General features: G+C 63.5%; 19 protein-coding genes. 13 read left to right on the top strand and 6 right to left on the bottom strand.

Annotation, left to right across the window (positions count from 1 at the left end):
• Positions 1-78 precede the first annotated feature (78 nt).
• From WH265_RS11780 to WH265_RS11795, 4 genes are all read right to left on the bottom strand, one after another.
• Positions 79-849: an RnfABCDGE type electron transport complex subunit B gene (locus WH265_RS11780; RefSeq protein WP_339558499.1), complete on the bottom strand. Its 771-nt coding sequence runs from the start codon at positions 847-849 to the stop codon at positions 79-81.
• On the bottom strand, positions 849-2,180 hold the full coding sequence (locus WH265_RS11785) for a polyhydroxyalkanoate depolymerase (RefSeq protein WP_021028490.1): 1,332 nt from the start codon (positions 2,178-2,180) through the stop codon (positions 849-851). Before WH265_RS11785 ends, WH265_RS11780 begins: the two co-directional genes overlap by 1 nt.
• Positions 2,181-2,708: 528 nt before the next feature.
• Complete coding sequence (locus WH265_RS11790) at positions 2,709-3,779, bottom strand: GTP pyrophosphokinase (protein ID WP_021028489.1); 1,071 nt, start codon at positions 3,777-3,779, stop codon at positions 2,709-2,711.
• 53 nt (positions 3,780-3,832) lie between these two features.
• Positions 3,833-4,918, bottom strand: coding sequence for an AI-2E family transporter (locus WH265_RS11795; RefSeq protein WP_339558386.1), 1,086 nt, complete (start codon positions 4,916-4,918; stop codon positions 3,833-3,835).
• A gap of 248 nt (positions 4,919-5,166) precedes the next feature.
• On the opposite strand from WH265_RS11795, the gene WH265_RS11800 reads away from it, so the two are divergent.
• From WH265_RS11800 to WH265_RS11840, 9 genes are all read left to right on the top strand, one after another.
• Positions 5,167-8,046: a 2-oxoglutarate dehydrogenase E1 component gene (locus WH265_RS11800; RefSeq protein ID WP_312987576.1), complete on the top strand. Its 2,880-nt coding sequence runs from the start codon at positions 5,167-5,169 to the stop codon at positions 8,044-8,046.
• 39 nt (positions 8,047-8,085) lie between these two features.
• Positions 8,086-9,348: a 2-oxoglutarate dehydrogenase complex dihydrolipoyllysine-residue succinyltransferase gene (odhB, locus tag WH265_RS11805; protein ID WP_312987577.1), complete on the top strand. Its 1,263-nt coding sequence runs from the start codon at positions 8,086-8,088 to the stop codon at positions 9,346-9,348.
• 33 nt (positions 9,349-9,381) lie between these two features.
• A complete protein-coding gene (locus WH265_RS11810) occupies positions 9,382-9,876 on the top strand; it encodes a hypothetical protein (RefSeq protein ID WP_339558387.1) in 495 nt (164 codons plus the stop codon).
• A 2-nt stretch (positions 9,877-9,878) separates the two neighbouring features.
• On the top strand, positions 9,879-11,306 hold the full coding sequence (gene lpdA, locus WH265_RS11815) for a dihydrolipoyl dehydrogenase (protein WP_339558388.1): 1,428 nt from the start codon (positions 9,879-9,881) through the stop codon (positions 11,304-11,306).
• A gap of 91 nt (positions 11,307-11,397) precedes the next feature.
• Complete coding sequence (zapE, locus tag WH265_RS11820; protein ID WP_021028483.1) at positions 11,398-12,501, top strand: cell division protein ZapE; 1,104 nt, start codon at positions 11,398-11,400, stop codon at positions 12,499-12,501.
• Positions 12,502-12,515: 14 nt separating this feature from the next.
• Positions 12,516-13,223 (top strand): hypothetical protein, encoded by a 708-nt coding sequence (locus WH265_RS11825; RefSeq protein ID WP_339558389.1) that lies wholly within the window; start codon positions 12,516-12,518, stop codon positions 13,221-13,223.
• 142 nt (positions 13,224-13,365) lie between these two features.
• On the top strand, positions 13,366-15,990 hold the full coding sequence (gene alaS, locus WH265_RS11830; protein WP_339558390.1) for an alanine--tRNA ligase: 2,625 nt from the start codon (positions 13,366-13,368) through the stop codon (positions 15,988-15,990).
• Between the two features lie 195 nt (positions 15,991-16,185).
• On the top strand, positions 16,186-17,604 hold the full coding sequence (locus WH265_RS11835) for a short-chain fatty acid transporter (RefSeq protein ID WP_021028480.1): 1,419 nt from the start codon (positions 16,186-16,188) through the stop codon (positions 17,602-17,604).
• A gap of 133 nt (positions 17,605-17,737) precedes the next feature.
• Positions 17,738-18,478 (top strand): DUF3011 domain-containing protein, encoded by a 741-nt coding sequence (locus tag WH265_RS11840; protein WP_021028479.1) that lies wholly within the window; start codon positions 17,738-17,740, stop codon positions 18,476-18,478.
• Positions 18,479-18,508: 30 nt separating this feature from the next.
• Here the strand turns inward: WH265_RS11840 and WH265_RS11845 are convergent, their stop codons facing one another.
• Positions 18,509-19,927 carry a glycerate kinase type-2 family protein gene (locus WH265_RS11845; RefSeq protein WP_339558391.1) on the bottom strand — a complete coding sequence of 473 codons (1,419 nt, stop codon included), beginning with the start codon at positions 19,925-19,927 and terminating at the stop codon, positions 18,509-18,511.
• 145 nt (positions 19,928-20,072) lie between these two features.
• Between WH265_RS11845 and rlmB the strand changes: the two genes are divergently transcribed.
• Positions 20,073-20,834 carry a 23S rRNA (guanosine(2251)-2'-O)-methyltransferase RlmB gene (rlmB, locus tag WH265_RS11850; RefSeq protein ID WP_116925577.1) on the top strand — a complete coding sequence of 254 codons (762 nt, stop codon included), beginning with the start codon at positions 20,073-20,075 and terminating at the stop codon, positions 20,832-20,834.
• A 93-nt stretch (positions 20,835-20,927) separates the two neighbouring features.
• Here rlmB and WH265_RS11855 read toward each other — a convergent pair whose 3' ends face one another.
• Positions 20,928-21,578: a PepSY domain-containing protein gene (locus tag WH265_RS11855; RefSeq protein ID WP_339558392.1), complete on the bottom strand. Its 651-nt coding sequence runs from the start codon at positions 21,576-21,578 to the stop codon at positions 20,928-20,930.
• 141 nt (positions 21,579-21,719) lie between these two features.
• Here WH265_RS11855 and WH265_RS11860 point away from each other — a divergent pair, with 141 nt between their 5' ends.
• Genes WH265_RS11860 through WH265_RS11870 form a run of 3 tightly spaced genes read left to right on the top strand, consistent with a single transcriptional unit; the run spans position 21,720 to position 24,604 of the window.
• A complete protein-coding gene (locus WH265_RS11860; RefSeq protein ID WP_339558393.1) occupies positions 21,720-22,460 on the top strand; it encodes a PepSY domain-containing protein in 741 nt (246 codons plus the stop codon).
• A 6-nt stretch (positions 22,461-22,466) separates the two neighbouring features.
• Complete coding sequence (locus WH265_RS11865; RefSeq protein ID WP_312987589.1) at positions 22,467-23,132, top strand: response regulator transcription factor; 666 nt, start codon at positions 22,467-22,469, stop codon at positions 23,130-23,132.
• A gap of 23 nt (positions 23,133-23,155) precedes the next feature.
• Entirely contained in the window at positions 23,156-24,604 is a 1,449-nt protein-coding gene (locus tag WH265_RS11870) for a sensor histidine kinase (RefSeq protein WP_339558394.1), read from the top strand.
• Positions 24,605-24,615 lie beyond the last annotated feature (11 nt).

Genomic DNA, 24,615 nt, shown 5'->3' on the forward strand with positions numbered 1-24,615 from the left:
GTGCCGTTCTGTCATACCCGGTAGCGGCTTGGCGGCCTTTTGGCGGTCTTTTAGCGGCCCCCAGGCGCTGCGCAGCCATTAAGACGACGGCTTGCCGCCTTGTTGCTGCTTGGCTTTGGCCAAAATGGCGGCCAGGATTGCCTTTTTGTCGGCCGCGGCCGGCGCCGCCAATGTGGCCTTGCTGGCCGCGTTATTTTGCGATGCCGCTGCACTGACGGCGGCAGCCTGGGCCGCTTGGGCGCTGAGCCCTGCGGGAGCTGCGCGAGGCGCACTGGTTGCGCTTGCAGCCGGGGCGGATGCCTGCGGGCGGTGGGCGCCGTCCAGGCGCTGCTGGTGCCTGTGGTAGCGCAGCCGCGCCTCATCGGCTTGCGCCGGGCTCCAGGCGGCCCAGCCGGTGGCCTCGCCGCTGGCGTTGTCCAGTTCGATGCAATCGACCGGGCAGACCGGCAGGCACAGCTCGCAGCCGGTGCAGGCTTCGGTAATGACGGTGTGCATGCGCTTGTTCGCGCCCAGGATGGCATCGGTCGGGCAGGCCTTGATGCACAAGGTGCAGCCGATGCACCAGTTCTCATCGATACGGGCAACAACGCGCACGGCTTCGAGGCCGTTGTCCGGGTTCAGCGGCAGCGCAGGCTGGCCGGTGATGGCCGCCAGCCGTGCTACGCCTTCCTGGCCGCCGGGCGGGCATTGGTTGATCTGCGCCTCGCCCTGCGCAATGGCCTGGGCATAGTGGCGGCAGTCGGGGTAGCCGCAGCGCGTGCACTGGGTCTGCGGCAAGGCCGCATCAATGGCGCCAATGAAAACAGCCAGCGCTGAGGCTGGCTGGTCGCTGGTTTTGGGGGTATCAATCACACCGTGTGCAAAGTATTCTGCTTGGAAGTGGCCGATTTTACGCTGCCTGCAGGGCGGTCCTCGATGCGGTTGTTGGCGAGGATGAAATCCTTGAGCATCGGGTAGACCATGGTGCGCCAGCGCTTGCCGCTGAAGATGCCGTAGTGGCCCGCGCCCTTGACTTCGAAGTGCCGGGTGTCGACCGCCTTGAGGCCGGTGCACAGGTCATGCGCGGCCTGGGTCTGGCCCGAGCCCGAGATGTCATCGAGCTCGCCTTCGACCGTCAGCAGCGCGCTGTGGCGGATGTCCTGCGGCTTGACCAGCTCCAGGTTGCCTTCGGGCGAGCGCACCTCCCAGGTGCCCTTGACCAGCGCAAAGTCCTGGAACACGGTCTTGATGGTTTCCAGGTAGTAGGCGGCATCCATGTCGAGCACGGCGTTGTACTCGTCGTAGAACTTGCGGTGGTGCTCGGCGCTGTCTTCGTTGCCCTTGAGCAGGTCCTTGAAGTAGTCGTAGTGGCTCATCGCATGGCGGTCAGGGTTCATGCTGACAAAGCCCATGTGCTGCAAAAAGCCGGGGTAGACCAGGCGGCCGGCACCGGGGAAGTTGCCGGGCACCGAATGGATCACATTCGACTCGAACCACTGCAGATCGTGCGTGGTGGCCAGGTTGTTCACCGTGGTGGGTGACTTGCGCGCATCGATGGGGCCACCCATCATGGTCATCGACAGCGGGGTCTTCTCGCCGCGGCTGGCCATCAGCGAGACGGCTGCGAGCACCGGGACGGTGGGCTGGCAGACGCTCACCACATGGCAGTTGCCATAGATGCCCTGGATGTGGCGGATGAACTCCTGCACATAGTTGACGTAGTCATCGAGGTGGAACACACCTTCGGTCTGCGGCACCAGGCGCGCATTGGTCCAGTCGGTGATGTAGACCTTGTGGTCGGCCAGCATGGTGCGCACGGTCTCGCGCAGCAAGGTGGCGTAGTGGCCCGACAGCGGCGCCACCACCAGCACCACGGGCTGCTGCTTCATCGCCGCCAGGCTGGTCTGGTCGTCGGAGAAGCGCTTGAAGCGGCGCAGTTCGCAAAAGGGCTTGGTCAGCTCGACACGCTCGTGGATCGCGATCTCATGGCCATTGGCCTCGATGGTGTTGATGCCAAAGGCGGGCTTTTCATAGTCCTTGCCCAGCCGGTAGAACAGGTCAAAGCCCGCCGAGGCGCGCTGGGCAGTGTTCGTCTGGCTGATCGGCCACAGCGGATTGCTCAGCATCTTCGAGGTGGCGTGGGCGTATTCTGCAAAGGGCTCCATCAGGGCCCGCTGGGTTTCATACAGTTGGTACAGCATCAAAACTCCGTGATTGTTGCAATGCAATATAGCAGCAGCGCGTGTCAGAAAGTGGGGCCAGGCATGCTCGTAAACACGGGGAGGGGGCGTAACGCGAGGTTAGCGCGCCGCTCCGCACTGTGTTACACCCGCCTGCAACCCGCATGCCCGCTGCAATCGAGCCTGGCGGGCGGTGCGTGTTACAAGCATTGATTTTAACTAATGGTTGATAGGCTTGCTCGAATATTTTGGGCTGGGGCTATCCCTTAGAACCTGTTCAAAGTCTCCTCGCGCCGCGACAGTGTCTTTGCGGGATGGGATGCTAGGCGCAACACCGCAGCAATAGCCCAGCTATTGCGAGGATTTGCAACAACGCAGACCGCCCCTGCCCGGGCGGCCGCAAAGCCACTGTCCCTACGGGTTGGAGTGAAATCGGGCGATTTATGCGCGCTGGCCCTTGCTTGCACCCCGGTGCAAGCTACGTTCCATCCCTTCGAACTCATCCCGATTGCACTCCAACGCGGCTGCGTAGAGACTTTGAACAGGTTCTTAGTCTTCGCTGGTGCTGTTGGCTGGCTGGCGCTGCAGCCATTCCTCAAAGGCCTCGCGGGCCGAGTTGCGCAGCGTTTTGCGAAAACGCTGCTTGTCCTCCAGGTAGAGGCAGTGGCGCATCACCGTGAAGGGGTTGAAGCTGCTCGACGGGTAGCGGTGCTGGAAATCGGCCTTGTAGTGGCGCACGGTGGTGACATGCTTTTGCACCACGGCAAACAGCCAGCCTGCGTGGCGCACGGCAAAGTCGTGCAGCAGCTCGTCGAGGAAGAACTCGACCTTTTGCGGATCGAACTCATAGCCGGGAAAGTGCTTGTGGCCAAAGGCGACGAAGCTGAAGGCATCGAGCGGCTCGTTGCTGTCGCCCAGGCCATCGCCAAAGGGGCCGTCGATCTCGTCTTCGGCGCGCGAGAGCGCCAGCGCCTGGCTGGTCTCATTGCGGATCTGCAAGAACTCGCGGTCGGCCAATTCAAACAGCGCAGACAGGATGTTGATGCGGCGCTTAAGGTTGGTCGGGATGGATTTCTTGTACTTGATCTTGTGGTCCAGCTCGCTCCAGGAGTCCTGGATGATGGTGCGGATCTGCAGCTCGAAAGCCTGGTCGGCATAGGCCTGGTGCTCGGTCAGCTGCGCCTGCTGCTGGTTGAGCCGCAGGTCCATGTGGATGCCCTTGTAGCCGAACTCGGACTCCGAGTCCTCCATCGGCGAGGTCTTGTCGGTGATCTCGATCACATCGAAATACTCACGTACCCGGGACATGATGGCCGGTGGCTCGTCCTCATACAGACACACCACGCGCACGCCGATCAGGTCGGTGATGTAGTCCTGGATCGCATAGTCCTCGGACTGGTCCTCGACAAAGTTGCGGTACTTGCGCTTGAACTTGCGCACGCATTCGTCGGCAGTCTTCACCCGGCACTCGAACTTGGCGATGTTGACGCCCTCCAGGTTGCTCAGGATGGCGTGGATCAGCGCATTGAACGAGGCCGCTGCTGCCTTGAGGGTGGGCAACTGGGCGGCGTAGAAATCCAGGAACTCCTGTTTGCGGGATTCAAAATCGCGAGCGGGCATGGGGCAGGGCAGCAAAGAAGGGGCAGGCGCGGCGCGCCCGCCAAAAGAAGAGATTACTTGGCGCTATTGTCCACCTCAGCGGAGTCGCTGATGTGGGCCTGGGGCGCAAAAAGATCCCAGACCGCGATGAACAGCGCGGCAATCAGGGGCCCGATGACAAAGCCGGTAAGCCCGAACAGCGACAGTCCGCCCAGTGTGGAGATGAGGATCAGGTAGTCGGGCATCTTGGTGTCCTTGCCAACCAAAAGCGGGCGCAGCACGTTGTCGACCATGCCCATGATGCCGGCACCATAGGCGGCCAGAACCACCCCTTCGGTGGTGGAGCCGGTGGCAATGTAATAAATGGCAACTGGCGCCCAGACGATGGCCGCGCCCACGGCGGGCAGCAGCGACAAAAAGGCCATCACCACGCCCCACAGCAGCGAAGCCTCGATGCCCAGAATCCAGAAGATGATGCCGCCCAGCGCGCCCTGGGTTGCAGCCACGGCCAGGTTGCCCTTGACGGTGGCGCGCACCACGGTGATGAACTTGGCGCCGAGCTTTTTCTTGTGGGCATCGTCGAGCGGGGTGGCCGCCAGGATCTTGCGAATCAGGGTCTTGCCGTCGCGCAGGAAGAAGAACAGCAGGTAGAGCATGATGCAGAAGCTCACCAGAAAGCCCATGGTGTTCTGGCCAATGGTCAGCACCTTGGTGGCCACATACTGGCTGGCCTGCACCGAGATGCCGGAGATCTTCTCCTGGATCACCTTGGGGTCGTTGAGGTTGAAGCGGGTCAGCAGGTCCAGCACCCACTGGGGCATGGCGTTGTAGATCTGCTGGAAGTACTGGCCGAAATTCATCTCGCCCGAGTGCACGCTCTCATAGATGGTGGCCGCTTCCTTGGCCAACGAGATCGACAGCAGGATCAGCGGCAGGATCACCAGCACCAGGCAGAGCACCAGCGTAATCAAGGCCGCAATAGTCGGGTATTTGGGGAGGCGGACCAGGATTTTTTTGTGTAGAGGCGTAAACACAACAGCGAAGATCACGGCCCAGAAAACGGCGCCCTGAAAGGGGAAAAGCACGGCAAAAAAGGCAATGGTGACGCCTATTAGCAGCAAGATGAATGCTTTGTCGTGAAGAGAGTGGTTGTTGAACATCAAGCGCATCGGTGTGAATGGATAGCGCAAATGTATATGGTTCCAGCATCCACCTGCTCCATTGAGGGCAGGCTGCCGCAGGCGCCAAGGCCATCGAAGGACAAGCCCGGGCGGAAGTGGCACAATACCGGTTGATCGGCCCTTCCCAGCCACAGTCGCATCCGCCAATCGGTTCAGCCGTGTCGCGGAAGGTTGTTTATATGCACCAGCTAATGCTTTCCAGAGGAAAGCGGAGGTCAGCGGAGAAAATGAGCGATACGAATTCTGTGTATCAAGCCTACCAAGGCAACACCTATCTCTTCGGCGGCAATGCCCCGTATGTCGAAGAGATGTATGAGAACTATCTCGATAACCCAGGCAGCGTACCAGACACCTGGCGCGCTTACTTTGATGCACTGCAAAACGTCCCCGCATTGGACGGCAGCAATGCCAAGGACGTCCCTCATCTCCCCGTCGTCAACGCCTTTGCTGAGCGCGCCAAACAAGGCGTGACCAAGGTGGTGGTCGCCTCCGGTGCTGATTCTGAGCTGGGCCGCAAGCGCACCGCCGTGCAGCAGCTGATTGCCGCGTACCGCAATGTGGGCGCACGCTGGGCTGATCTGGACCCCTTGAAGCGCCAAGAGCGCCCCGAAATTCCTGAGCTCGATCCAGCCTTCTACGGCTTTACCGACGCTGACCAGGAAACCGTGTTCAACATCAGCAACACGTTCTTCGGCAAGGAATCGATGACCCTGCGCGAGCTGCTCAATGCACTGCGCGAGACCTACTGCGGCACGCTGGGCGCGGAGTACATGTACACCGCCGAGCAGAACCAGAAGCGCTGGTGGCAGCAAAAGCTCGAGAGCATTCGCAGCAAGCCCGCCTTCAACGCCGACCAGAAAAAGCGCATTCTCGACCGCCTGACCGCGGCCGAAGGCCTGGAGCGTTTCCTGCATACCAAGTATGTGGGCCAAAAGCGCTTCTCGCTCGAAGGTGGCGAGTCCTTCATCGTGGCGATGGACCAGCTGATCAACGCCGCTGGCGTGACCGGCGTGCAGGAAATCGTCATCGGCATGGCCCACCGTGGCCGCCTGAACGTGCTGGTCAACACCCTGGGCAAGATGCCCAAGGACCTGTTTGCCGAGTTCGACCACACCGCCCCTGAAGAGCTGACTGCCGGTGACGTGAAGTACCACCAGGGCTTCAGCTCGGACGTGTCGACCATTGGCGGCCCGGTGCACCTGTCGCTGGCCTTCAACCCCTCGCACCTGGAAATCGTCAACCCCGTGGTCGAAGGCTCGGTGCGCTCGCGCATGGACCGCCGCAACGACCCACAGGGCAAGCAAGTGCTGCCCGTGCTGGTGCACGGTGACGCGGCCTTTGCCGGCCAGGGCGTGAACCAGGAAACGCTGGCACTGTCCGAAACCCGTGGCTACACCACGGGCGGCACGGTGCACATCATCATCAACAACCAGATTGGTTTCACGACCTCCGATCCTCGCGATCTGCGCTCGACCACGTATTGCACGGACATCGTCAAGATGATCGACTCGCCCGTGCTGCACGTCAACGGCGACGATCCCGAAGCGGTGGCCCTGGCCATGCAGATGGCTTTGGACTTCCGCATGGAATTCTCCAAGGACATCGTGGTGGACATCATCTGCTACCGCAAGCTCGGTCACAACGAACAGGACACGCCTGCGCTGACCCAGCCGCTGATGTACAAGAAGATTGCCCAGCACCCCGGCACGCGCAAGCTCTACGCCGACAAGCTGGCCACGCAAGGCCTGGGCGAGACGCTGGGCGATGACATGGTCAAGGCCTACCGCGCTGCCATGGATGCGGGCAAGCACACGGTCGATCCGGTGCTGACCAACTTCAAGAGCCAGTACGCCGTGGACTGGAGCCCCTTCCTCAAGCAGAAGTGGACCGACAGCGCAGACACCGCCATTCCTGTGGCAGAGTGGAAGCGTCTGGCCGAGCGCGTCACGACCCTGCCTGAGTCGGTGAACCCGCACCAGCTGGTCAAGAAGGTCTATGACGACCGCGCAGCGATGGGCCGTGGCGACATCAACGTGGACTGGGGCATGGGTGAGACCATGGCCTACGCCTCGCTGGTGGCCTCGGGCTACCCGATCCGCCTCTCGGGCGAAGACAGCGGACGCGGCACCTTTACCCACCGCCACTCGGTCGTGCACGACCAGAAGCGTGAAAAGTGGGACGAGGGCACCTACATCCCTCTGCAGAACGTCGCTGACAACCAGGCTCCGTTCACCGTGATCGACTCCATCCTGTCCGAAGAGGCAGTGCTGGGCTTCGAATACGGCTACGCCTCCAACGATCCCAACACCCTGGTGATCTGGGAAGCGCAGTTCGGCGACTTCGCCAACGGTGCGCAAGTGGTGATCGACCAGTTCATCGCCTCCGGTGAAGTCAAGTGGGGCCGTATCAACGGTCTGACTCTGATGCTGCCGCACGGCTATGAAGGCCAGGGCCCTGAGCACAGCTCGGCACGCCTGGAGCGTTTCATGCAGCTGTCGGCTGACCAGAACATGCAAGTGACCCAGCCGACCACGGCTGCGCAGATCTTCCATTTGCTGCGTCGCCAGATGGTGCGTCCGCTGCGCAAGCCGCTGATCATCATGACGCCCAAGTCGCTGCTGCGTAACAAGGATGCGACCTCGCCCGTGTCGGAATTCACCTCCGGTGGCTTCCAGACCGTGATCGGCGAGCGCGATGAGGCCATCGTTGCCAAGGCCGACAAGGTCAAGCGCGTGATCGCCTGCTCGGGCAAGGTCTACTACGACCTGGTCAAGAAGCGCACCGAAGAAGGCAGCACCGATGTGGCCATCATCCGTATCGAGCAGCTCTATCCGTTCCCGCACAAGGCCTTTGCCGCTGAACTGAAGAAGTACAGCGCCGCCAAGGAAGTGGTGTGGTGCCAGGACGAGCCGCAAAACCAGGGTGCATGGTTCTTCGTGCAGCACTACATCCACGAGAACATGCTCGACGGCCAAAAGCTGGGCTACTCCGGCCGCGCCGCTTCGGCATCGCCTGCCGTGGGCTATTCGCACCTGCACCAAGAGCAGCAAAAGGCGCTGGTCGAAGGCGCATTCGGCAAGCTCAAGGGCTTTGTGCTGACCAAGTAAGCACGACCTCAGCATTTAACGAATACAGAAAGAATTGTTATGGCAATCGTAGAAGTCAAAGTCCCCCAGCTGTCCGAGTCGGTCGCTGAAGCCACCATGCTCACCTGGAAGAAGAAGGCCGGTGAAGCTGTTGCTGTCGACGAAATCCTGATCGAGATCGAAACCGACAAGGTCGTGCTCGAAGTGCCAGCGCCTGCCGCTGGTGTGCTGACCGAGATCGTGCAAGGCGACGGCGCAACCGTCATCGCTGACCAGCTGATCGCCAAGATCGACACCGAAGCCGTGGCCGGCGCCGCTGCAGCTCCTGCTGCCGCAGCACCTGCACCCGCTGCTGCCGCTCCCGCCCCTGCTGCTGCGCCTGCAGCTGCCGGTGGCAACAAGGGCGACGTCGCCATGCCAGCTGCAGCCAAGCTGCTGGCGGACAACAACCTGGCAGTCGGCGCTGTGGCCGGCTCCGGCAAGGATGGCCGCGTCACCAAGGGTGATGTGCTGGCCGCCGTGGCCGGTGGCGTCAAGTCCACCGCCGCCGTGATCCCCACCGGTGCACCGACCAAGTCGCTGCCACAGGTGGCGTCGCCCGCCGCTGCCCAAGACCTGGGCGAGCGTCCAGAGCAGCGCGTGCCGATGAGCCGTCTGCGTGCCCGTATCGCCGAGCGCCTGCTGCAATCGCAGTCGACCAACGCGATCCTGACCACGTTCAACGAAGTGAACATGGCGCCCGTGATGGCCCTGCGCAAGAAGTTCCAGGACGACTTCACCAAGGAACACGGCGTCAAGCTCGGCTTCATGTCCTTCTTCGTGAAGGCCGCCGTGCATGCCTTGAAGAAGTACCCCGTGCTGAACGCGTCGGTCGATGGCACCGACATCATCTACCACGGTTACTTCGACATCGGTATCGCCGTGGGCTCGCCACGCGGTCTGGTGGTGCCCATCCTGCGCAATGCAGACCAGATGAGCTTCGCCGACATCGAAAAGAAGATCGCCGAATTCGGCAAGAAGGCTGCTGACGGCAAGCTGGGCATCGAAGACATGACCGGCGGCACGTTCTCCATCTCCAACGGTGGCACCTTCGGCTCGATGATGTCTACCCCCATCATCAACCCGCCACAATCGGCCATCCTGGGCGTGCACGCGACCAAGGACCGTGCTGTGGTCGAAAACGGCCAAGTGGTGGTGCGTCCGATGAACTACTTCGCGATGTCCTATGACCACCGCATCATCGACGGCCGCGAAGCCGTGCTGGGTCTGGTGGCAATGAAGGATGCGCTGGAAGATCCATCGCGTCTGCTGTTCGACCTGTAATCGGGTCACCGGGCAGTGATGCTACGCGTTTTGGTGGCTGCAGCGTCCGCACTCGTGCTGGGCGCCTGTGGCACCTTGCCCCGCCCTGCAGCGCAGGATGTGGCCACGCAAAGCTGGAGCGGGGACTACCGCTTCCAGTGGGCAGCAGGCACCCAGGCTGCACGCCGGGGCTTGCCCGCTCCATCACAGGTTCGCATCCGCCCGATCACCTCCGCCAAGGAGGTGCCCGGCGCGAAGGCGGACGGACATGGCCCGCAATGGGCCATTTCGTTTGTCGGCGAGCCCGGCGCGCCGCTGCCGCTCATCCCCTTCAAGGCCCAGGGCTATGAAGAGATGGGCTGGGCGGTGATGCGCGCTGGCGGCAAGATTGCATGTCTGGAGTCCGGCTCCTTCATGTTCGTCTGCCGCACCCATCCCGGCACCACCTTGTCGTTTGGTCGTCAAAACGACGAACAACTGACCACCAAAACGGGCCTCTTCGGTGTGGCATTGCACCAGGGCAGTTTTGAACTAACACCATTGGATTAATCATGAGCAAGCAATTTGATGTCGTCGTGATCGGCGGCGGCCCCGGCGGCTACGTAGCGGCCATCCGTGCAGCCCAACTGGGCATGCAAGTGGCCTGTATCGACGAGTGGAAGAACGCGGCCGGCGGCCCAGCCCTGGGCGGCACCTGCACCAATGTGGGTTGCATTCCCTCGAAGGCCCTGCTGCAGTCGTCCGAGCATTTCGAGCACGCCAACCTGCACTTTGCCGACCACGGCATCTCGACTGGCAAGGTCACGATGGATGTGGCCAAGATGATTGCCCGCAAGGACACTGTCGTCAAGCAAAACAACGACGGCATCCAGTACCTGTTCAAGAAGAACAAGGTCACTTTCTTCCACGGCCGTGGCTCCTTCGTGAAGGCCGCTGATGGCGGTTACGAAATCAAGGTCGAGGGCAAGGAAGAAGAATCCATCACCGGCAAGCAGATCATTGTGGCCACCGGCTCCAATGCCCGCGCACTGCCCGGCGTGCCTTTCGACGAGGACAAAATTCTGTCGAACGACGGCGCACTGCGCCTGGGCGCCGTGCCCAAGAAGCTGGCGCTGATCGGCGCTGGCGTGATCGGCCTGGAAATGGGCTCGGTCTGGCGCCGTCTGGGCACCGAAGTGACCGTGCTCGAAGGCATGGACAAGTTCCTGCCCGCCGTGGACGAGCAAATCGCCAAGGAAGCCAAGAAGTCCTTCGACAAGCAAGGTCTGAAGATCGAGCTGGGCGTGAAGGTTGGCGACATCAAGGCCGACAAGAAGGGCGTGCAGATCAGCTACACCAATGCCAAGGGCGAAGCCCAGCAGCTGGATGTGGACCGTCTGATCGTGTCCATCGGCCGCGTGGCCAACACCATCGGCCTGAACCCCGAAGCCGTGGGCCTGGCCCTGGACGAGCGTGGTGCTATCGTCGTGGACGAGAACTGCAAGACCAACCTGCCTGGCGTCTGGGCCGTGGGCGATGTGGTGCGCGGCCCAATGCTGGCCCACAAGGCTGAGGAAGAGGGCGTTGCCGTGGCCGAGCGCATTGCCGGCCAACACGGCCATGTGAACTTCGCCACCCTGCCATCGGTGATCTACACCAGCCCCGAAGTGGCATGGGTGGGCCGCACTGAGCAGCAGCTCAAGGCCGATGGCGTGGCTTACAAGGCAGGCACCTTCCCGTTCCTGGCCAACGGCCGCGCACGTGCATTGGGTGACACCACCGGTATGGTCAAGTTCCTGGCGGACGCCACGACCGACGAAATCCTGGGTGTGCACATGGTCGGCCCGATGGTCTCGGAGCTGATCTCCGAAGCCGTGGTGGCGATGGAGTTCAAGGCATCGAGCGAAGACATCGCCCGTATCTGCCACGCCCACCCATCGCTGTCGGAATCGACCAAGGAAGCGGCACTGGCCGTGGACAAGCGCACCCTGAACTTCTGATCCTGAAGTTTTAGGCGAAAATGGCCTCTGGTGCAGATTGGTTCTGCGCCAGAGGCTATGTCATTTATAGCAACAAGAGATTGAGACACCCATGGGTACAGCGGTAAGAGATGCATACGAGGCCGAACTCAAGGCCAAGGGTTTTCAGAGTGATCCTGCACAGATGCGTGCGGTGGACGCCTTGCAGCGCTGTGCCGATGAGTGGGAGCAGTACAAGAACAAGCGCTCCAACCCGATCAAGAAGCTGATCAACCACCCCGACATCCCGCGCGGGGTGTACATGTATGGCGGGGTGGGGCGCGGCAAGAGCTTCATCATGGATTGCTTCTTCAACGCCGTGCCGCTGCGCCGCAAGGTGCGTTTGCATTTCCATGAGTTCATGCGCGAGGTGCAGCGCGAGCTGACCTTGCTCAAGGGCACGCAGGACCCGCTCGATGTGCTGGGCGCCAAGATCGCCAAGAAGTACAAGCTCATCTGCTTTGACGAGTTCCATGTGGCGGACATCACCGATGCGATGATCCTCTACCGCCTGCTGCTGGCGCTGTTCAACAACGGCGTGGGCTTTGTCACCACCTCCAACTTCACGCCCGATGGCCTCTACCCCGATGGCCTGCACCGCGACCGCATTCTGCCAGCCATCGACCTGCTCAACGCGCGCATGGATGTGATCAACGTCGACAACGGCACCGACTACCGCCGCCGCGCGCTGGAGCTGGCCCAGCTCTACCACTGCCCGCTGGGCCCGCAGGCCGATGCGGCGATGGAGCAGACCTTTGGCCAGTTGGCCGAGGTGCCCGATGAGAAGCCGGTATTCAAGATCGAGTCGCGCGAGCTCAAGCCGCGCCGCCGTGCGGGTGGCGTGATCTGGTTTGATTTCCATGAGCTCTGCGTCAACCCGCGCTCACAGAACGACTACCTGGAGCTGGCCACCCAGTTCCACACCGTGCTGCTGTCCAATGTGCCGCAGATGTTCGTCAACATGGCCTCGCCCGCCCGCCGCTTTACCTGGCTGGTCGATGTGCTCTATGACCGCCGGGTCAAGCTCATCATGTCGGCTGCGGTGCCGCCCGAGCAGCTCTACACCGAAGGGCCGCTGTCCCATGAGTTTCCGCGCACCGTCTCGCGCCTCAACGAGATGCAGTCGCAGGAGTATTTGTCGCTGGAGCGACGCGTGGTCGATACCGCGCTGACCTGAGAAGAGAGGGCCCTATGCCTCGTTTGAACACCCTGAGCCTGTTGCTGCTGCTGGCCGCCAGCAGTTTTGCCCATGCGGCATCCGACAAGCCTGCGAATGCCAAGGAGCGCACGCAGGCGCGTGCCCAGATCACGCTGGAGCGCAAGGACAGCGAAGCGCGCCTGGCCAACAACGAAAAGATCTGCTACCAGCACTTTGCGGTGACCGACTGCCTGCAGAAGGTGCGCCGCCAGTACAACACCGAAGAGCGCGCGCTACGCCAGCGCGAGCTGGCCATCAATGCGCAGGAACGCGACGAGAAAACCGCGAACCAGCGCGATGCCCGCGCCAACAAGCAAAGCGATTTTGAGCGCAAGCACCCCACACTGGATGGAGGTGCCCTGAACCAGCCCGATCTGGAGCAGCGCCAGAAAGAGCACGACGAGCAGGCTGCCCAGCGCAGCAGCCATGCGCCCAAGCGCAATGCCGAGAGCATTGCCGAGCAGCAGCAGCGCCGCGAGCAGGATGCCGCCCGCCGCGCCACCAGCCAGGCCGGCAAGTTGGACAGCAAGCAGCGCACCCAGCAGCGCCACAACGAAGAGCGCCCCGACAACATCAGTGCCGCGCAAGAGGAATACGACGCCAAGCAGGAGGCCGCGCAGCGCAAGCTCGAAGCCCATGAAAAGCGCATGAAGGAGCTGGAAGGCAAGCGCAAGGCGGCGCCACTGCCCGTGCCCCAGTAAGGCCGCCAAAACGCGTATCCCGCCCCAGGGGGCCTTGCTCGGGCTCCCCAGGCGCTGTAGTTCAGCCCAAACCCTATAATGGAAGATTCGCGCCCGCACCGCTTCAGGGGAAGCCGGACAGGCGCCACCACTGCATCACACCATGAGTACACCCACTTTTTCCGTCGCTGAGATCCGCAAGACCTTCTTGGACTTTTTCGCGTCCAAGGGGCACACCATTGTTCCGTCCAGCCCGCTGGTGCCGGGCAACGATCCGACGCTGATGTTCACCAACTCCGGCATGGTGCAGTTCAAGGATGTGTTCCTGGGCACCGACAAGCGCCCCTACACCCGGGCGACCAGCGTGCAGACCTGCCTGCGTGCGGGCGGCAAGCACAACGACCTGGAAAACGTGGGCTACACCGCGCGCCACCACACCTTTTTCGAAATGCTGGGCAACTGGTCCTTTGGCGACTACTTCAAGCGCGAATCGCTGAAATGGGCCTGGGAGCTGCTGACCGAGGTCTACAAGCTGCCGGCCGAGAAGCTGCTGGCCACCGTCTATGAAGAAGACGACGAGGCCTACGACATCTGGACCAAGGAGATCGGCCTGCCCCCAGAGCGCGTGATCCGCATCGGCGACAACAAGGGCGGCCGCTACAAGAGCGACAACTTCTGGATGATGGCCGACACCGGCCCTTGCGGCCCTTGCTCGGAGATCTTCTACGACCACGGCCCGCACATTGCCGGCGGCCCTCCAGGCTCGCCCGATGAAGACGGTGACCGTTTCATCGAAATCTGGAACAACGTGTTCATGCAGTTCGACATGGCCGAAGACGGCTCGGTCAAACCACTGCCAGCCCCTTGCGTTGATACCGGCATGGGCCTGGAGCGCCTGGCTGCCATCTTGCAGCATGTGCACAGCAACTACGAGATCGACCTGTTCCAGGCACTGATCAAGGCCGCTGCACGCGAGACCCATATCGACGATCTGGAAACCCCCTCGCTCAAGGTGATCGCCGACCACATCCGCGCGACCGCCTTCCTGGTGGCCGATGGCGTGATCCCGTCGAACGAAGGCCGGGGCTATGTGCAGCGCCGCATCATCCGCCGCGCTATCCGCCACGGCTACAAGCTGGGCCAGAAGACGCCGTTCTTCCACAAGCTGGTCAAGGACCTGGTCGCTGTGATGGGCGATGCCTACCCCAAGATCCGCGAGCAGGAAGCGCGCATCACCGAGGTGCTCAAGGTCGAGGAAGAGCGCTTCTTCGAGACCCTGGCCAACGGCATGGACATCCTGGACAGCGCACTGGCTGGCGGCGCCAAGGTGCTGCCCGGTGATGTGGCCTTCAAGCTGCACGACACCTACGGCTTCCCGCTGGACCTGTCCAACGACGTGGCGCGCGAACGCGGCCTGAGCGTGGACGAGGCCGGCTTCCATGCCGCGATGGAGCAGCAAAAGAGCCAGGCCCGCGCCGCAGGCAAGTTCAAGATGGACCGCGCACTGGAATACACCGGCGCGGCCAATGCCTTCACCGGTTACACGCAGCTGAGCGAAGCCGCCAAGGTCGTGGCGCTGTATGTCGATGGCAGCAGCGTCAACGCGATCAACGCCGGCCAGACCGCCGTGGTCGTGCTGGACACCACGCCGTTCTACGCCGAATCGGGTGGCCAGGTGGGCGACCAGGGCGTGATCTCGGCCGGTGCCAACCGCTTTGTCGTGGAAGACACCTTGAAGATCAAGGCCGATGTGTTCGGCCACCATGGCCAACTGGCTGCGGGCAGCCTCAAGGTGGGCGATGCGGTGCAAGCCGAGGTGGATACCGCCTTGCGCGCCGCCACCATGCGCAACCACTCGGTCACCCACATCATGCACAAGGCACTGCGGGAAGTGCTGGGCGACCATGTGCAGCAAAAGGGCAGCCTGGTCAATGCGGAACGCACCCGTTTTGACTTTGCCCACAACAGCCCGGTGACCGACGCGCAAAAGCGCGAGATCGAAAAGCGCGTGAATGCCGAGATCCTGGCGAACACCGAAACCGGCGCGCGCGTGATGGACATCGAGAGCGCACAAAAGACCGGCGCAATGATGCTGTTTGGCGAAAAGTACGGCGAGACCGTGCGCGTGCTGGACATCGGCTCAAGCCGTGAACTCTGCGGCGGCACCCATGTGCAGCGCACCGGCGATATCGGCCTGTTCAAGGTCGTCGCCGAAGGCGGCGTGGCTGCGGGCGTGCGCCGTATTGAGGCGGTGACCGGCGAGAACGCGCTGGCTTATCTGCAGTCGCTCGAATCAACCGTGGACGAAGCCGCTTCGACCTTGAAGGCCCCAGTGGCCGAGCTGAACCACCGCATCGGTGGTGCGCTCGACCAGATCAAGGCGCTGGAGAAGGAATTGGCCCAGCTCAAGGGCAAGCTGGCGTCGAGCCAGGGCGACGAGCTGGCCGGCCAAGCGGTGGACGTCAAGGGCATCAAAGTGCTGGCGGCCACCCTGGATGGCGCCGATGCGAAAGCGCTGCGCGACACCATGGACAAGCTCAAGGACAAGCTGGGCACCGCTGCCATCGTGTTGGCGGCTGTAGACGGCGACAAGGTACAGCTGGCCGCAGGCGTGACCAAGGACAGCATTGGCAAGGTCAAGGCCGGTGAGTTGGTGAACTTTGTCGCCCAGCAAGTGGGTGGCAAGGGCGGCGGCAAGCCCGACATGGCGATGGCTGGCGGCACCAACCCAGCGGGCCTCGCGCAAGCGCTGGCGGGCGTTCAGGCCTGGGTGGCCGAGCGGGCCTGATAGCGGTTTAAGCGGTTTCGCAATCTCCAACGAGCCTCCTGCCATGCAGGGGGCTTTTTTGCGTCCGCACAGCAGCCAGCACTTCGCCGCTCTGACCATTTCGCATGGCGGTACGTAGTCGCACTTAACGAAATTGACCTTCCCGCATGAGAAGATCGCCGCGCTTTGAAATTAACGCGAGACAGAAAGGTGACTATGTCGGTGCAATTGGAAGAGAGCCGCTCGGCGCGGTTTGCGATGCGGTGTGCGGCCTGGGCCGAGAAGTGGTTTCCCGATTCCTGGGTGTTTGCCGTGGTGGGGATTGCGATTGTGGTGGCAGCGGCATTGGCCATTGGCGTGCCGGTGCAAGAGACCAGCAAGGCCTTTGGCAAGGGTTTTTGGAGCCTGATCCCGTTCACGATGCAGATGGCCTTTGTGGTGATTGGCGGCTATGTGGTGGCCAGCTCCAAGCCTGCGTCGCGCCTGATTGAAGCGCTGGCCAAGGTGCCGGGCAATGGCCGCAGTGCGGTGGCCTGGGTGGCACTGATCTCGATGGTGGCCTCGCTGCTCAACTGGGGACTGAGCCTGGTGTTTGGTGGCCTGCTGGTCAAGGCGCTGGCCCGCCGCACCGATCTGAAAATGGACTACCGCGCAGCCGGCGCTGCGGCCTACCTGGGCCTGGGCGCCGTCTGGGCGCTGGGCATTTCCTCGTCGGCTGCGCAGCTGCAGGCCAACCCGGCCAGCCTGCCGCCGTCGATCCTGGCGATCACCGGTGTGATCCCGTTCACCGAGACGATTTTCCTGTGGCAATCGGGCGTGATGCTGCTGGCCCTGGTGCTGATCTCGCTGCTGATTGCCTATGTGACGGCGCCGGGCGCAGCCAACGCCAAGGATGCGGCCGCCTGCCAGGTGGACATCAGCGCCGAGGCGCAACCGGTGACCAAGCCCACGCGCCCCGGTGAATGGCTGGAGCACAGCCCGCTGCTGATCATTTTTCTGGTGCTGCTGGCAGTCGGCTGGATGGTCGAAGAGTTCTCCAGCAAGCCGGCGATCCAGGCGATCTCGGGCCTCAACACCTACAACCTGATTTTTCTGATGGTGGGGGCCTTGCTGCACTGGCGCCCGCGCAGCTTTCTGGATGCGGTGGCGCGCGCCGTGCCCACCACCACCGGTGTGCTGATCCAGTTTCCGCTCTACGGCTCGATCGCCGCGATCATGACCGAGGTCAAGGGTGTGGATGGCCACACGATTGCGCACTATATCTCGACCTTTTTCACCCAGATCGCCACGCATGACACCTATGCGCTGCTGATGGGCGTGTACTCGGCCATTCTGGGCTTCTTCATCCCCTCGGGCGGCGGCAAGTGGATCATCGAGGCGCCGTATGTGATGCAGGTGGCCAACGACCTGCAATACCACCTGGGCTGGGCTGTGCAGATCTACAACGCGGCCGAGGCACTGCCCAATCTGATCAACCCGTTCTACATGCTGCCGCTGTTGGGGGTGCTGGGTCTGAAGGCGCGCGACCTGATCGGCTTCACCTTTGTGCAGCTGCTGGTGCATATCCCGGTGGTGCTGTTCCTGCTGTGGTTCCTGGGCCAAACCCTGGCCTATATTCCGCCAGTGATGCCTTGAGCATCGTTGGGTGGCAACCCGCCATGACCCGGGCGAGCTACGGCTCGCCTTTTTTGCTGACTTTGCTTACAAAACCAGCTGCCATTTCGGGTTAACCTTGGCCCCCATCGAAGACCATAACGAGGAGAGAGCAATGGCGAAAACAACATGGAGTGGCGCTGCGCTGGGCGCACTGGCACTGGCTTTGGTGGCCATCGCCCCCACCGCGCAGGCCCAGTATGGGCGCGACGGCGAGGTGACCTGCGAGAGCCAGGATGGACGCACGCGTGAGTGCCGCACTCCGTTTCGTGACCCGGTCGTGAGCGAAACCTTGTCGAGTGCATCCTGCGTGGAAGGCCGCAGCTGGGGCCACCGCGGAGGCGGTGTGGTCTGGGTGACCGACGGTTGCCGCGCCCGCTTTGCCGATAGCCGAGGTGGCGGTGGCTGGGGCGGTGGCGGCAGCAACCAGCTGGTGCGCTGCGAGAGCAATGACGGCCGCATGCGTGAATGCGCCATTCCGCGTGGTGCCCGGGTCGAGGTTGCCCGCCAGCTCTCCGACGCGCGTTGCGACGAGGGCCGCAGCTGGGGCCAAAGCGGTGATTCTGTCTGGGTCAGCCGGGGCTGCCGTGCCGATTTCGCCATCAGCAGCGGTTACGGTGGCGGCTACGGCGGCGGCCGGCCCAACCCTGGCTATGGCCAGGGCCGTGAACTGACCTGCAGCAGCGATGACCGCCGCGACAACAGCTGCGACTGGAATGCGCGCTGGGGCCGCCCGGTGCTGCTCGAGCAGCTGTCCAGCGACAGCTGCCGCGAAGGCTATACCTGGGGCTATGACGACCGGGCTCGCCGCATCTGGGTCACGCGCGGTTGCCGTGGCCGTTTTGGCAGCCGTTGATCTCGGCAAGCCACGACAAAGCGGTCAGCATTAGCTGGCCGCTTTTTTCATGGGCGCATCCATCGGCTGCAGAACCAGCAGCGCCCGAAAATCATTCACATTGGTGTGGGTCGGGCCGGTCACCACCAGATCGCCCAGCGGGCCAAAAAAGCCATAGCTGTCATTGCGGTCCTGGTAGGCGGCGGGTTTGAGTTGCAGCGCAGCGGCACGGGCCAGGGTGTCCGGTGTCACCACCGCGCCGGCATTGTCTTCCACCCCATCAATGCCGTCGGTGTCGGCCGCCAGCGCCCATACGCCGGGCACGGCCTGCAGTGCCTGGGCCAGGCCCAGGCAGAACTCACCCGCACGGCCGCCCCGGCCCCGCGCAGCACCTTCGGCCGGTTGGCGCAGTGTCACCGTGGTCTCACCCCCAGACAGAATCACGCAGGGCCGGGCAAAGGGCTGGCCATGCAGGGCCACAGCACGGGCCAGCGCGGCATGCACCTTGGCCACTTCGCGGGATTCGCCCTCCATCTCGTCGCTGAGCACATGGCAGGCAATGCCCGCGTCACGCGCGGCAGCGGCCGCTGCCTGCAAGGACTGCTGCGGGGTGGCAATCAGCTGCACCTGGTGGCCGGCAAAGCGTGGGTCGCCGGGCTTGGGGGTTTCCAGCAAGCCGCTGCGCAGTGCTGCACGCACGGGTTCGGGTACCGCAATCGCATAGCGCTCCAGGATCGCCAGCGCATCGGCGCAAGTGCTGGGGTCTGGCACCGTCGGGCCGCTGGCGATGATGGCCGGCGAATCACCAGGTACATCGCTGATCAGCAGGCTGACCACCTGCGCCGGATGGCAGGCGGCACCCAGGCGCCCGCCCTTGATGCGAGAGAGATGCTTGCGCACGCAGTTCATCTCGCCAATGTGGGCGCCGCTCTCGAGCAGCTCGCGGTTGATGCGCTGCTTGTCGGCCAGGGTCAGGCCCTCGGCCGGCAAGCTGAGCAGCGCCGAGCCGCCGCCCGAGATCAGGCAAATCACCAGGTCATCGGCGCTGAGCCCTTCGGTCAAGGCCAGCATGCGCTCGGCCGCTTGCAGGCCGGCGGCATCGGGCACGGGGTGGGCCGCTTCCACCACCTCGATGCGCTGGGCCAGGCCCAGCGGGCGCGGCGGAACATGCCCATAGCGCGTGACGACCAGGCCCGACAGCGGCGCCTGCGCGGGCCAGAGCTGCTCGAGCGCCTGCGCCATGGCCGCGCTGGCCTTGCCCGCGCCAACCACCACGGTGCGGCCCTTGGGTACGGCTGGCAAATGCCTGCGCAGGCCTTCGAGCGGCAGTGCATCGCGCACGGCGACCCGGTACAGGTGCTGCAAAAACTGCAAGGGCTGCAAATGGGGCTCGGGCACGGGCGCGGCAGCATCGCTGCCATGCACATCGATCAGGTGGGCCGCAAAGCCCTCGGAAGCGCTAAAGGTCATGGGAATTGGAAACCTAGGCAAGCGTTTCAAGGTCGCTGCAAGCGTCGCAGATAAAGCCGGGTTTGCCAAGGCGCGGCGTGTCGCGCCTGCGGGGCATGGTCGCTGCGCCCCCCGGGGTATGGGCAAGCAGCGATAATGCTGCCCTATGTCATCCCCCAAAGTGTTGTTCGGCTTCCATGCCGTTGGTGTGCGCATGAAGACTGCGCCCAAATCGATCATCGAAGTCTATTTCGAGTCCACGCGCCGCGATGCGCGCATGCGCCAATTTCTGGAGCGCGCCAAAGAGGCGGGGGTGCGGCTGATCGAGGCAGATGCACCGCGCATCGCCAAGCTGGCCGGCTCGCACGGCCACCAGGGCGTGGCTGCCCGTGTTGAAGAGATCAAGGACACCCGCACCCTGGATGAGCTGCTCGACGACCTGGAAGAAGCTGGCGTCACCTCGCCACTGCTGCTGGTGCTCGACGGCGTGACCGATCCGCACAACCTGGGTGCCTGCCTGCGCGTGGCCGATGGTGCCGGCGCCCATGCGGTGATTGCGCCCAAGGACCATGCCGTGGGCATCAATGCCACCGTAGCCAAGGTGGCCAGTGGCGCTGCCGAGACGGTGCCATACTTCATGGTGACCAACCTGGCGCGTACCTTGAAAGAGCTCAAGGAGCGCAATGTCTGGATCATCGGCACCAGCGATGACGCCCCCAACACCTTGTACCAGGTGGACCTCAAGGGCCCCGTGGCCCTGGTGCTGGGCGCCGAAGGCGATGGCATGCGCCAGCTCACCCGCAAGACCTGCGATGAGCTGATCGGCATCCCGATGATGGGGGCCGTGTCCAGCCTCAATGTGTCGGTGGCCAGCGGCGTGTGCCTGTATGAGGCGCTGCGCCAGCGCACGCCTGCCAAGGCTGGTTAACAAACCCTTCCCACTGGCAAGCGTCCCAGGCGCTGCACCCAAAAAAAGGCTGAACCCCATCGGGCTCAGCCTTTTGCTTTTGGCCCAATCGACTTAGTCGTCCAGTTTCTCGCGCAGCACCGCACCGGTTTCGGGGTGGATCTTCAGATCGACGCGGAAACCCTGGGCATTGATCGCATCGGCTTCCCAGATACCGTCATCGAGCTCCAGGTCATGGATGTGGGTGTAGCCCGCCTGGGTCAGCAGCTTCTGGATTTGCGCTGCGCTCAAAATGGCGCTGCCCGCACCGGCGCCCGGGGTAGGGGCAGGCTGGCCGGGTTGGGACAGCACATCCAGGCTTACCGGGTGCAGCACCAGCTTTTGCTTAACGCCATTGGCGCCGCGCACCTTGGCTTCCCAGAAGCCGTCGTCAAACTCCACTTCCTTGATCTGGCCGTAACCCATGGCTTGCAGCTTGGCAGCAACCTGGCTGGCGCCGGGGTAGGTGGTGCCCAGCTCGGCCTTGCGCAGGGCCAGCAGGCTGCCGTCGGCATCGCTCACCAGCACATAGGCGCGGCTGCCGTCTTGCTGGGTGACCTTGGCGGTCCAGTAGCCGTATTGCTTTTCCAGGTCTTGCGGGGCGACCAGGCCGCTGGCGCTGATGCTGTTGAGCACTTCCTGGGCGTTGTAGGCCTGGGCAGCAAATGGCAGGCTGGCAGCGAGGCCGGCGGCACCCAGGATCCAGGCGATGGTGGTCTTCTTCATGGTTCAATCCCTTCAATGATGTGGCATGCAAACCAGCAGCTGGCTGATTCGTCATGGACTGAAGTATTGAAAACCTTGCCTAAACGCAGTGTGAAGTGTTCGTTCATGGTCTGTTTAGTCGCGCTTGTCATAATGCCTGCCATGGCGCAAATTCAACCCCGCTTTTCTCGCATCGCTGCCTGGCCCCTGGCCTGCAGTTTGCTGCTGGGCGGCGTCAGCCAGGCGGCCGAGCATGACGCCGTGCGTGCGGCGGTGGCCACCGGCCAGTACAAGCCCTTGTCGGCCATCCTGAGCGACATTGCCACCAGCCAGGCCGGCCGTGTGGTGGATGTCGAGACCAAGCGCGGCCCCCAGGGCGAACTGCGCTACGAGATCAAGCTGGTGGACAACCAGGGCCTCAAGCAAGAGCTGCTGATCGACGCGGCCAGCGGCCAGACCGTGCAGCGCGTGGCCAAGGACCGCTCGCAGGCGCTGGGCATGCGGGAGCTGGCGCAGTACCTGGCCAAGCTGGCGCAGCAGCACGCGAGCCGTATCACCGATGTGGAGTTTGAGCGCGACAGCCAGGGCCGGGGCGTCTACGAAATCAAGCTCAGCGCGGACCAGCAGGGCTACCGCAAGCTGGTGATGGATGCGGCCACGGGTGCGGTGCTGCCAATGGCCCCGGCCAAGGCCCGCAACCCCGCGCCGCTCAAGCGCGTGGACGAGGTTCTGCAGGCACTGGCACCCCGGTTCTCGGGCCAGGTGCTGGAGGTGGAGCTGGAGCACGATGAAGGCCAGGCCTCTTATTACGAGATCGAGTTGCTGCAGAGCAATGGCAGCACCTTGGAGCTCAAGGTCGATGCGCGCAGCTTGCAGGTGATCCAACAAAAGCTGGAGGACTGAGCGCAGATGCGAATCCTGGTGGTGGAAGACGATGCCGAGCTGGCCGCGCAAATGGAGCAGGCGCTGGTGCGTGCCGGGTTTTCGGTCGATGTGGAGGCCGATGGCGATGCCGCATCGTTTGCGGGCAGCACCGAGCCCTACGACGCGGCCGTGCTGGACCTGGGTCTGCCCCAGCGCGATGGGCTGACGGTGTTGCGCGATTGGCGCGAGGCGGGTTGCCAGTGGCCGGTGCTGATCCTGACGGCGCGCAACCGTTGGAGCGACAAGGTGGCCGGCTTTGGCGCGGGGGCCGATGACTACCTGACCAAGCCCTTCATGCTCGACGAGGTGGTGCTGCGCCTGCGCGCCATGCTGCGCCGCAGCGCCGGCAGTGCGGCCACGGTGCTGCGCGCGGGCTGCCTGGAATACGACGTAACGGCCGGCCGCTTTTTGCAGGATGGCCAGGGTTTGCAGCTGACGGCGCAGGAGCACAAGATTCTGGCCTATTTGATGCACCACCCCAACCGCGTGCTCACACGCACCGAGATCAGCGAGCATGTCTATGCCCGCGATCTGGACCCGGACTCCAACACGCTTGATGTGCTGATCGGCCGCATACGGCGCAAGCTGCGCCAGTCCGATCTGCTGGTGACCGAGCGCGGCCAGGGTTTTCGGTTGAACGCGCCCAGCTAGACGCACTGTAGATACCCAGCGCCATGGTCTTGCCCCTCAGCCCTGCCTCCCAGCGCCTGCCTGCGCGGCGCTGGTCGCTGGCTGCGCGCATAGCCGCCTTGGTCATCGTGCCCAGTTTGCTGGTGATGGGGCTGGGCGGCTGGTGGCTGCGTTACGAGGTGCATGCCAGCTTGCTGGGCAGCATGTCGCGCAGCCTGGAGGAAAAATCCGAGCGCATCCACGCGCGCCTGGCGCTGCTGCCCGATGGCCGGGTGCAAGAGGCGGCGGGCGGCAGCGACGAGTTCAGCGCCATTTTCTCGGGCTGGTACTGGCAGTTGCAGGGCCAGGCGCCTGCGCAGCTGCGCACGGCTGCTGCGCCGGTCGTGTTGGCGCGTTCGCGCTCGCTGTGGGACCAGCCCGACCTGGTGGTGAACCGGGCGGGGCTCTGGGGCAGCGAGCGCTTGCAGCAGGCCCTGGGACCGCAGCAGGAGCCGCTGTGGGTGCAGCATTTTTCGCTGCAGCTGGCAGCGGGCGCCGCGCCGATGCACCTGCAGGTCTTTGGCCCCGCCCAGCCGTTGATCGCCAGCCTGCGCCGCATTGACCAGATTCTCTGGATCACCGGCGCCATGCTGCTCTTGCTGATTGGCGCGCTGGTCTGGCTGCAGCTGCGCGTGGGCCTGGCGCCGCTCAAGCGCCTGGTCGATGTGATTGCCGGCCTGGGCAAGCCGCTGCCCGGCGCGGCGCCCGCCACCGAGCAGATTGCCCAGCTGCCGCTGGGCGCTGACCTGCAGCCCTTGCAGCAGGAGCTGGCCGCCTTGCTGGCGCGCAATACCCAGGTGGTGGAACGCTCACGCTCGCACGCGGCCGACCTGAACCATGCGCTGAAAAAACCCTTGTCGCTGCTGATGGCCCATGCCGGCAGTGGAGCAGCCCTGCCGGCGGACCTGGTGCTGCAGCAGACCACGGCGATGGCGCGGCTGATTGACCGCTACCAGGCCCGCACCTTCAGCGATGCCACCTTGGTGCACGGCCCAAGCGCCGGCCTGCCTGTGGATGTGCTGGCCTGCGCGCGGCAGATGCTGGCGATGCTGCGCCAGCTGCACCAGGCCAGCGACCTGGACTGGCAGCTGGTGGAAGAGGGCAACGCCTTGTGGTGGCGGGGCGAGCGCGCCGATCTGGAAGAGCTGCTGGGCAATCTGCTGGATAACGCGGGCAAATGGGCTGCCTCGCAGGTGCGGCTGACGGTGCAGCGCAACGCCAGCCAAGGCCTGGTGCTGCAGGTGGAAGACGATGGCCCGGGCATGACAGCCGCGCAAATGCAGGCAGCTGGCGCGCGGGGCCAGCGTTTTGATGAAACGGTGGCCGGCACGGGCCTGGGCCTGTCGATTGCCCAGCAGATCGTGCAAGGCTACGAAGGCCAGTTGCAATTGCGCAAGAGCGAGGCCCTGAAGGGGCTGCTGGTACATGTGGAGGTGGCCGGCGTAGTGGCCTGATACGGCGCAGC

This window comes from Comamonas sp. MYb396 (assembly GCF_037479555.1).
Classification (GTDB): Bacteria; Pseudomonadota; Gammaproteobacteria; order Burkholderiales; family Burkholderiaceae_C; genus Comamonas.

Bases quoted from the DNA above. Each gene is read 5' to 3' on its own strand.
- WH265_RS11785 (WP_021028490.1), bottom strand. From the start codon at position 2,180: ATGCTGTACCAACTGTATGAAACCCAGCGGGCCCTGATGGAGCCCTTT.
- WH265_RS11790 (WP_021028489.1), bottom strand. From the start codon at position 3,779: ATGCCCGCTCGCGATTTTGAATCCCGCAAACAGGAGTTCCTGGATTTC.
- WH265_RS11795 (WP_339558386.1), bottom strand. From the start codon at position 4,918: ATGTTCAACAACCACTCTCTTCACGACAAAGCATTCATCTTGCTGCTA.
- WH265_RS11800 (WP_312987576.1), top strand. From the start codon at position 5,167: ATGAGCGATACGAATTCTGTGTATCAAGCCTACCAAGGCAACACCTAT.
- odhB (WP_312987577.1), top strand. From the start codon at position 8,086: ATGGCAATCGTAGAAGTCAAAGTCCCCCAGCTGTCCGAGTCGGTCGCT.
- lpdA (WP_339558388.1), top strand. From the start codon at position 9,879: ATGAGCAAGCAATTTGATGTCGTCGTGATCGGCGGCGGCCCCGGCGGC.
- zapE (WP_021028483.1), top strand. From the start codon at position 11,398: ATGGGTACAGCGGTAAGAGATGCATACGAGGCCGAACTCAAGGCCAAG.
- WH265_RS11825 (WP_339558389.1), top strand. From the start codon at position 12,516: ATGCCTCGTTTGAACACCCTGAGCCTGTTGCTGCTGCTGGCCGCCAGC.
- alaS (WP_339558390.1), top strand. From the start codon at position 13,366: ATGAGTACACCCACTTTTTCCGTCGCTGAGATCCGCAAGACCTTCTTG.
- WH265_RS11835 (WP_021028480.1), top strand. From the start codon at position 16,186: ATGTCGGTGCAATTGGAAGAGAGCCGCTCGGCGCGGTTTGCGATGCGG.
- WH265_RS11840 (WP_021028479.1), top strand. From the start codon at position 17,738: ATGGCGAAAACAACATGGAGTGGCGCTGCGCTGGGCGCACTGGCACTG.
- WH265_RS11845 (WP_339558391.1), bottom strand. From the start codon at position 19,927: ATGACCTTTAGCGCTTCCGAGGGCTTTGCGGCCCACCTGATCGATGTG.
- rlmB (WP_116925577.1), top strand. From the start codon at position 20,073: ATGTCATCCCCCAAAGTGTTGTTCGGCTTCCATGCCGTTGGTGTGCGC.
- WH265_RS11855 (WP_339558392.1), bottom strand. From the start codon at position 21,578: ATGAAGAAGACCACCATCGCCTGGATCCTGGGTGCCGCCGGCCTCGCT.
- WH265_RS11860 (WP_339558393.1), top strand. From the start codon at position 21,720: ATGGCGCAAATTCAACCCCGCTTTTCTCGCATCGCTGCCTGGCCCCTG.
- WH265_RS11865 (WP_312987589.1), top strand. From the start codon at position 22,467: ATGCGAATCCTGGTGGTGGAAGACGATGCCGAGCTGGCCGCGCAAATG.
- WH265_RS11870 (WP_339558394.1), top strand. From the start codon at position 23,156: ATGGTCTTGCCCCTCAGCCCTGCCTCCCAGCGCCTGCCTGCGCGGCGC.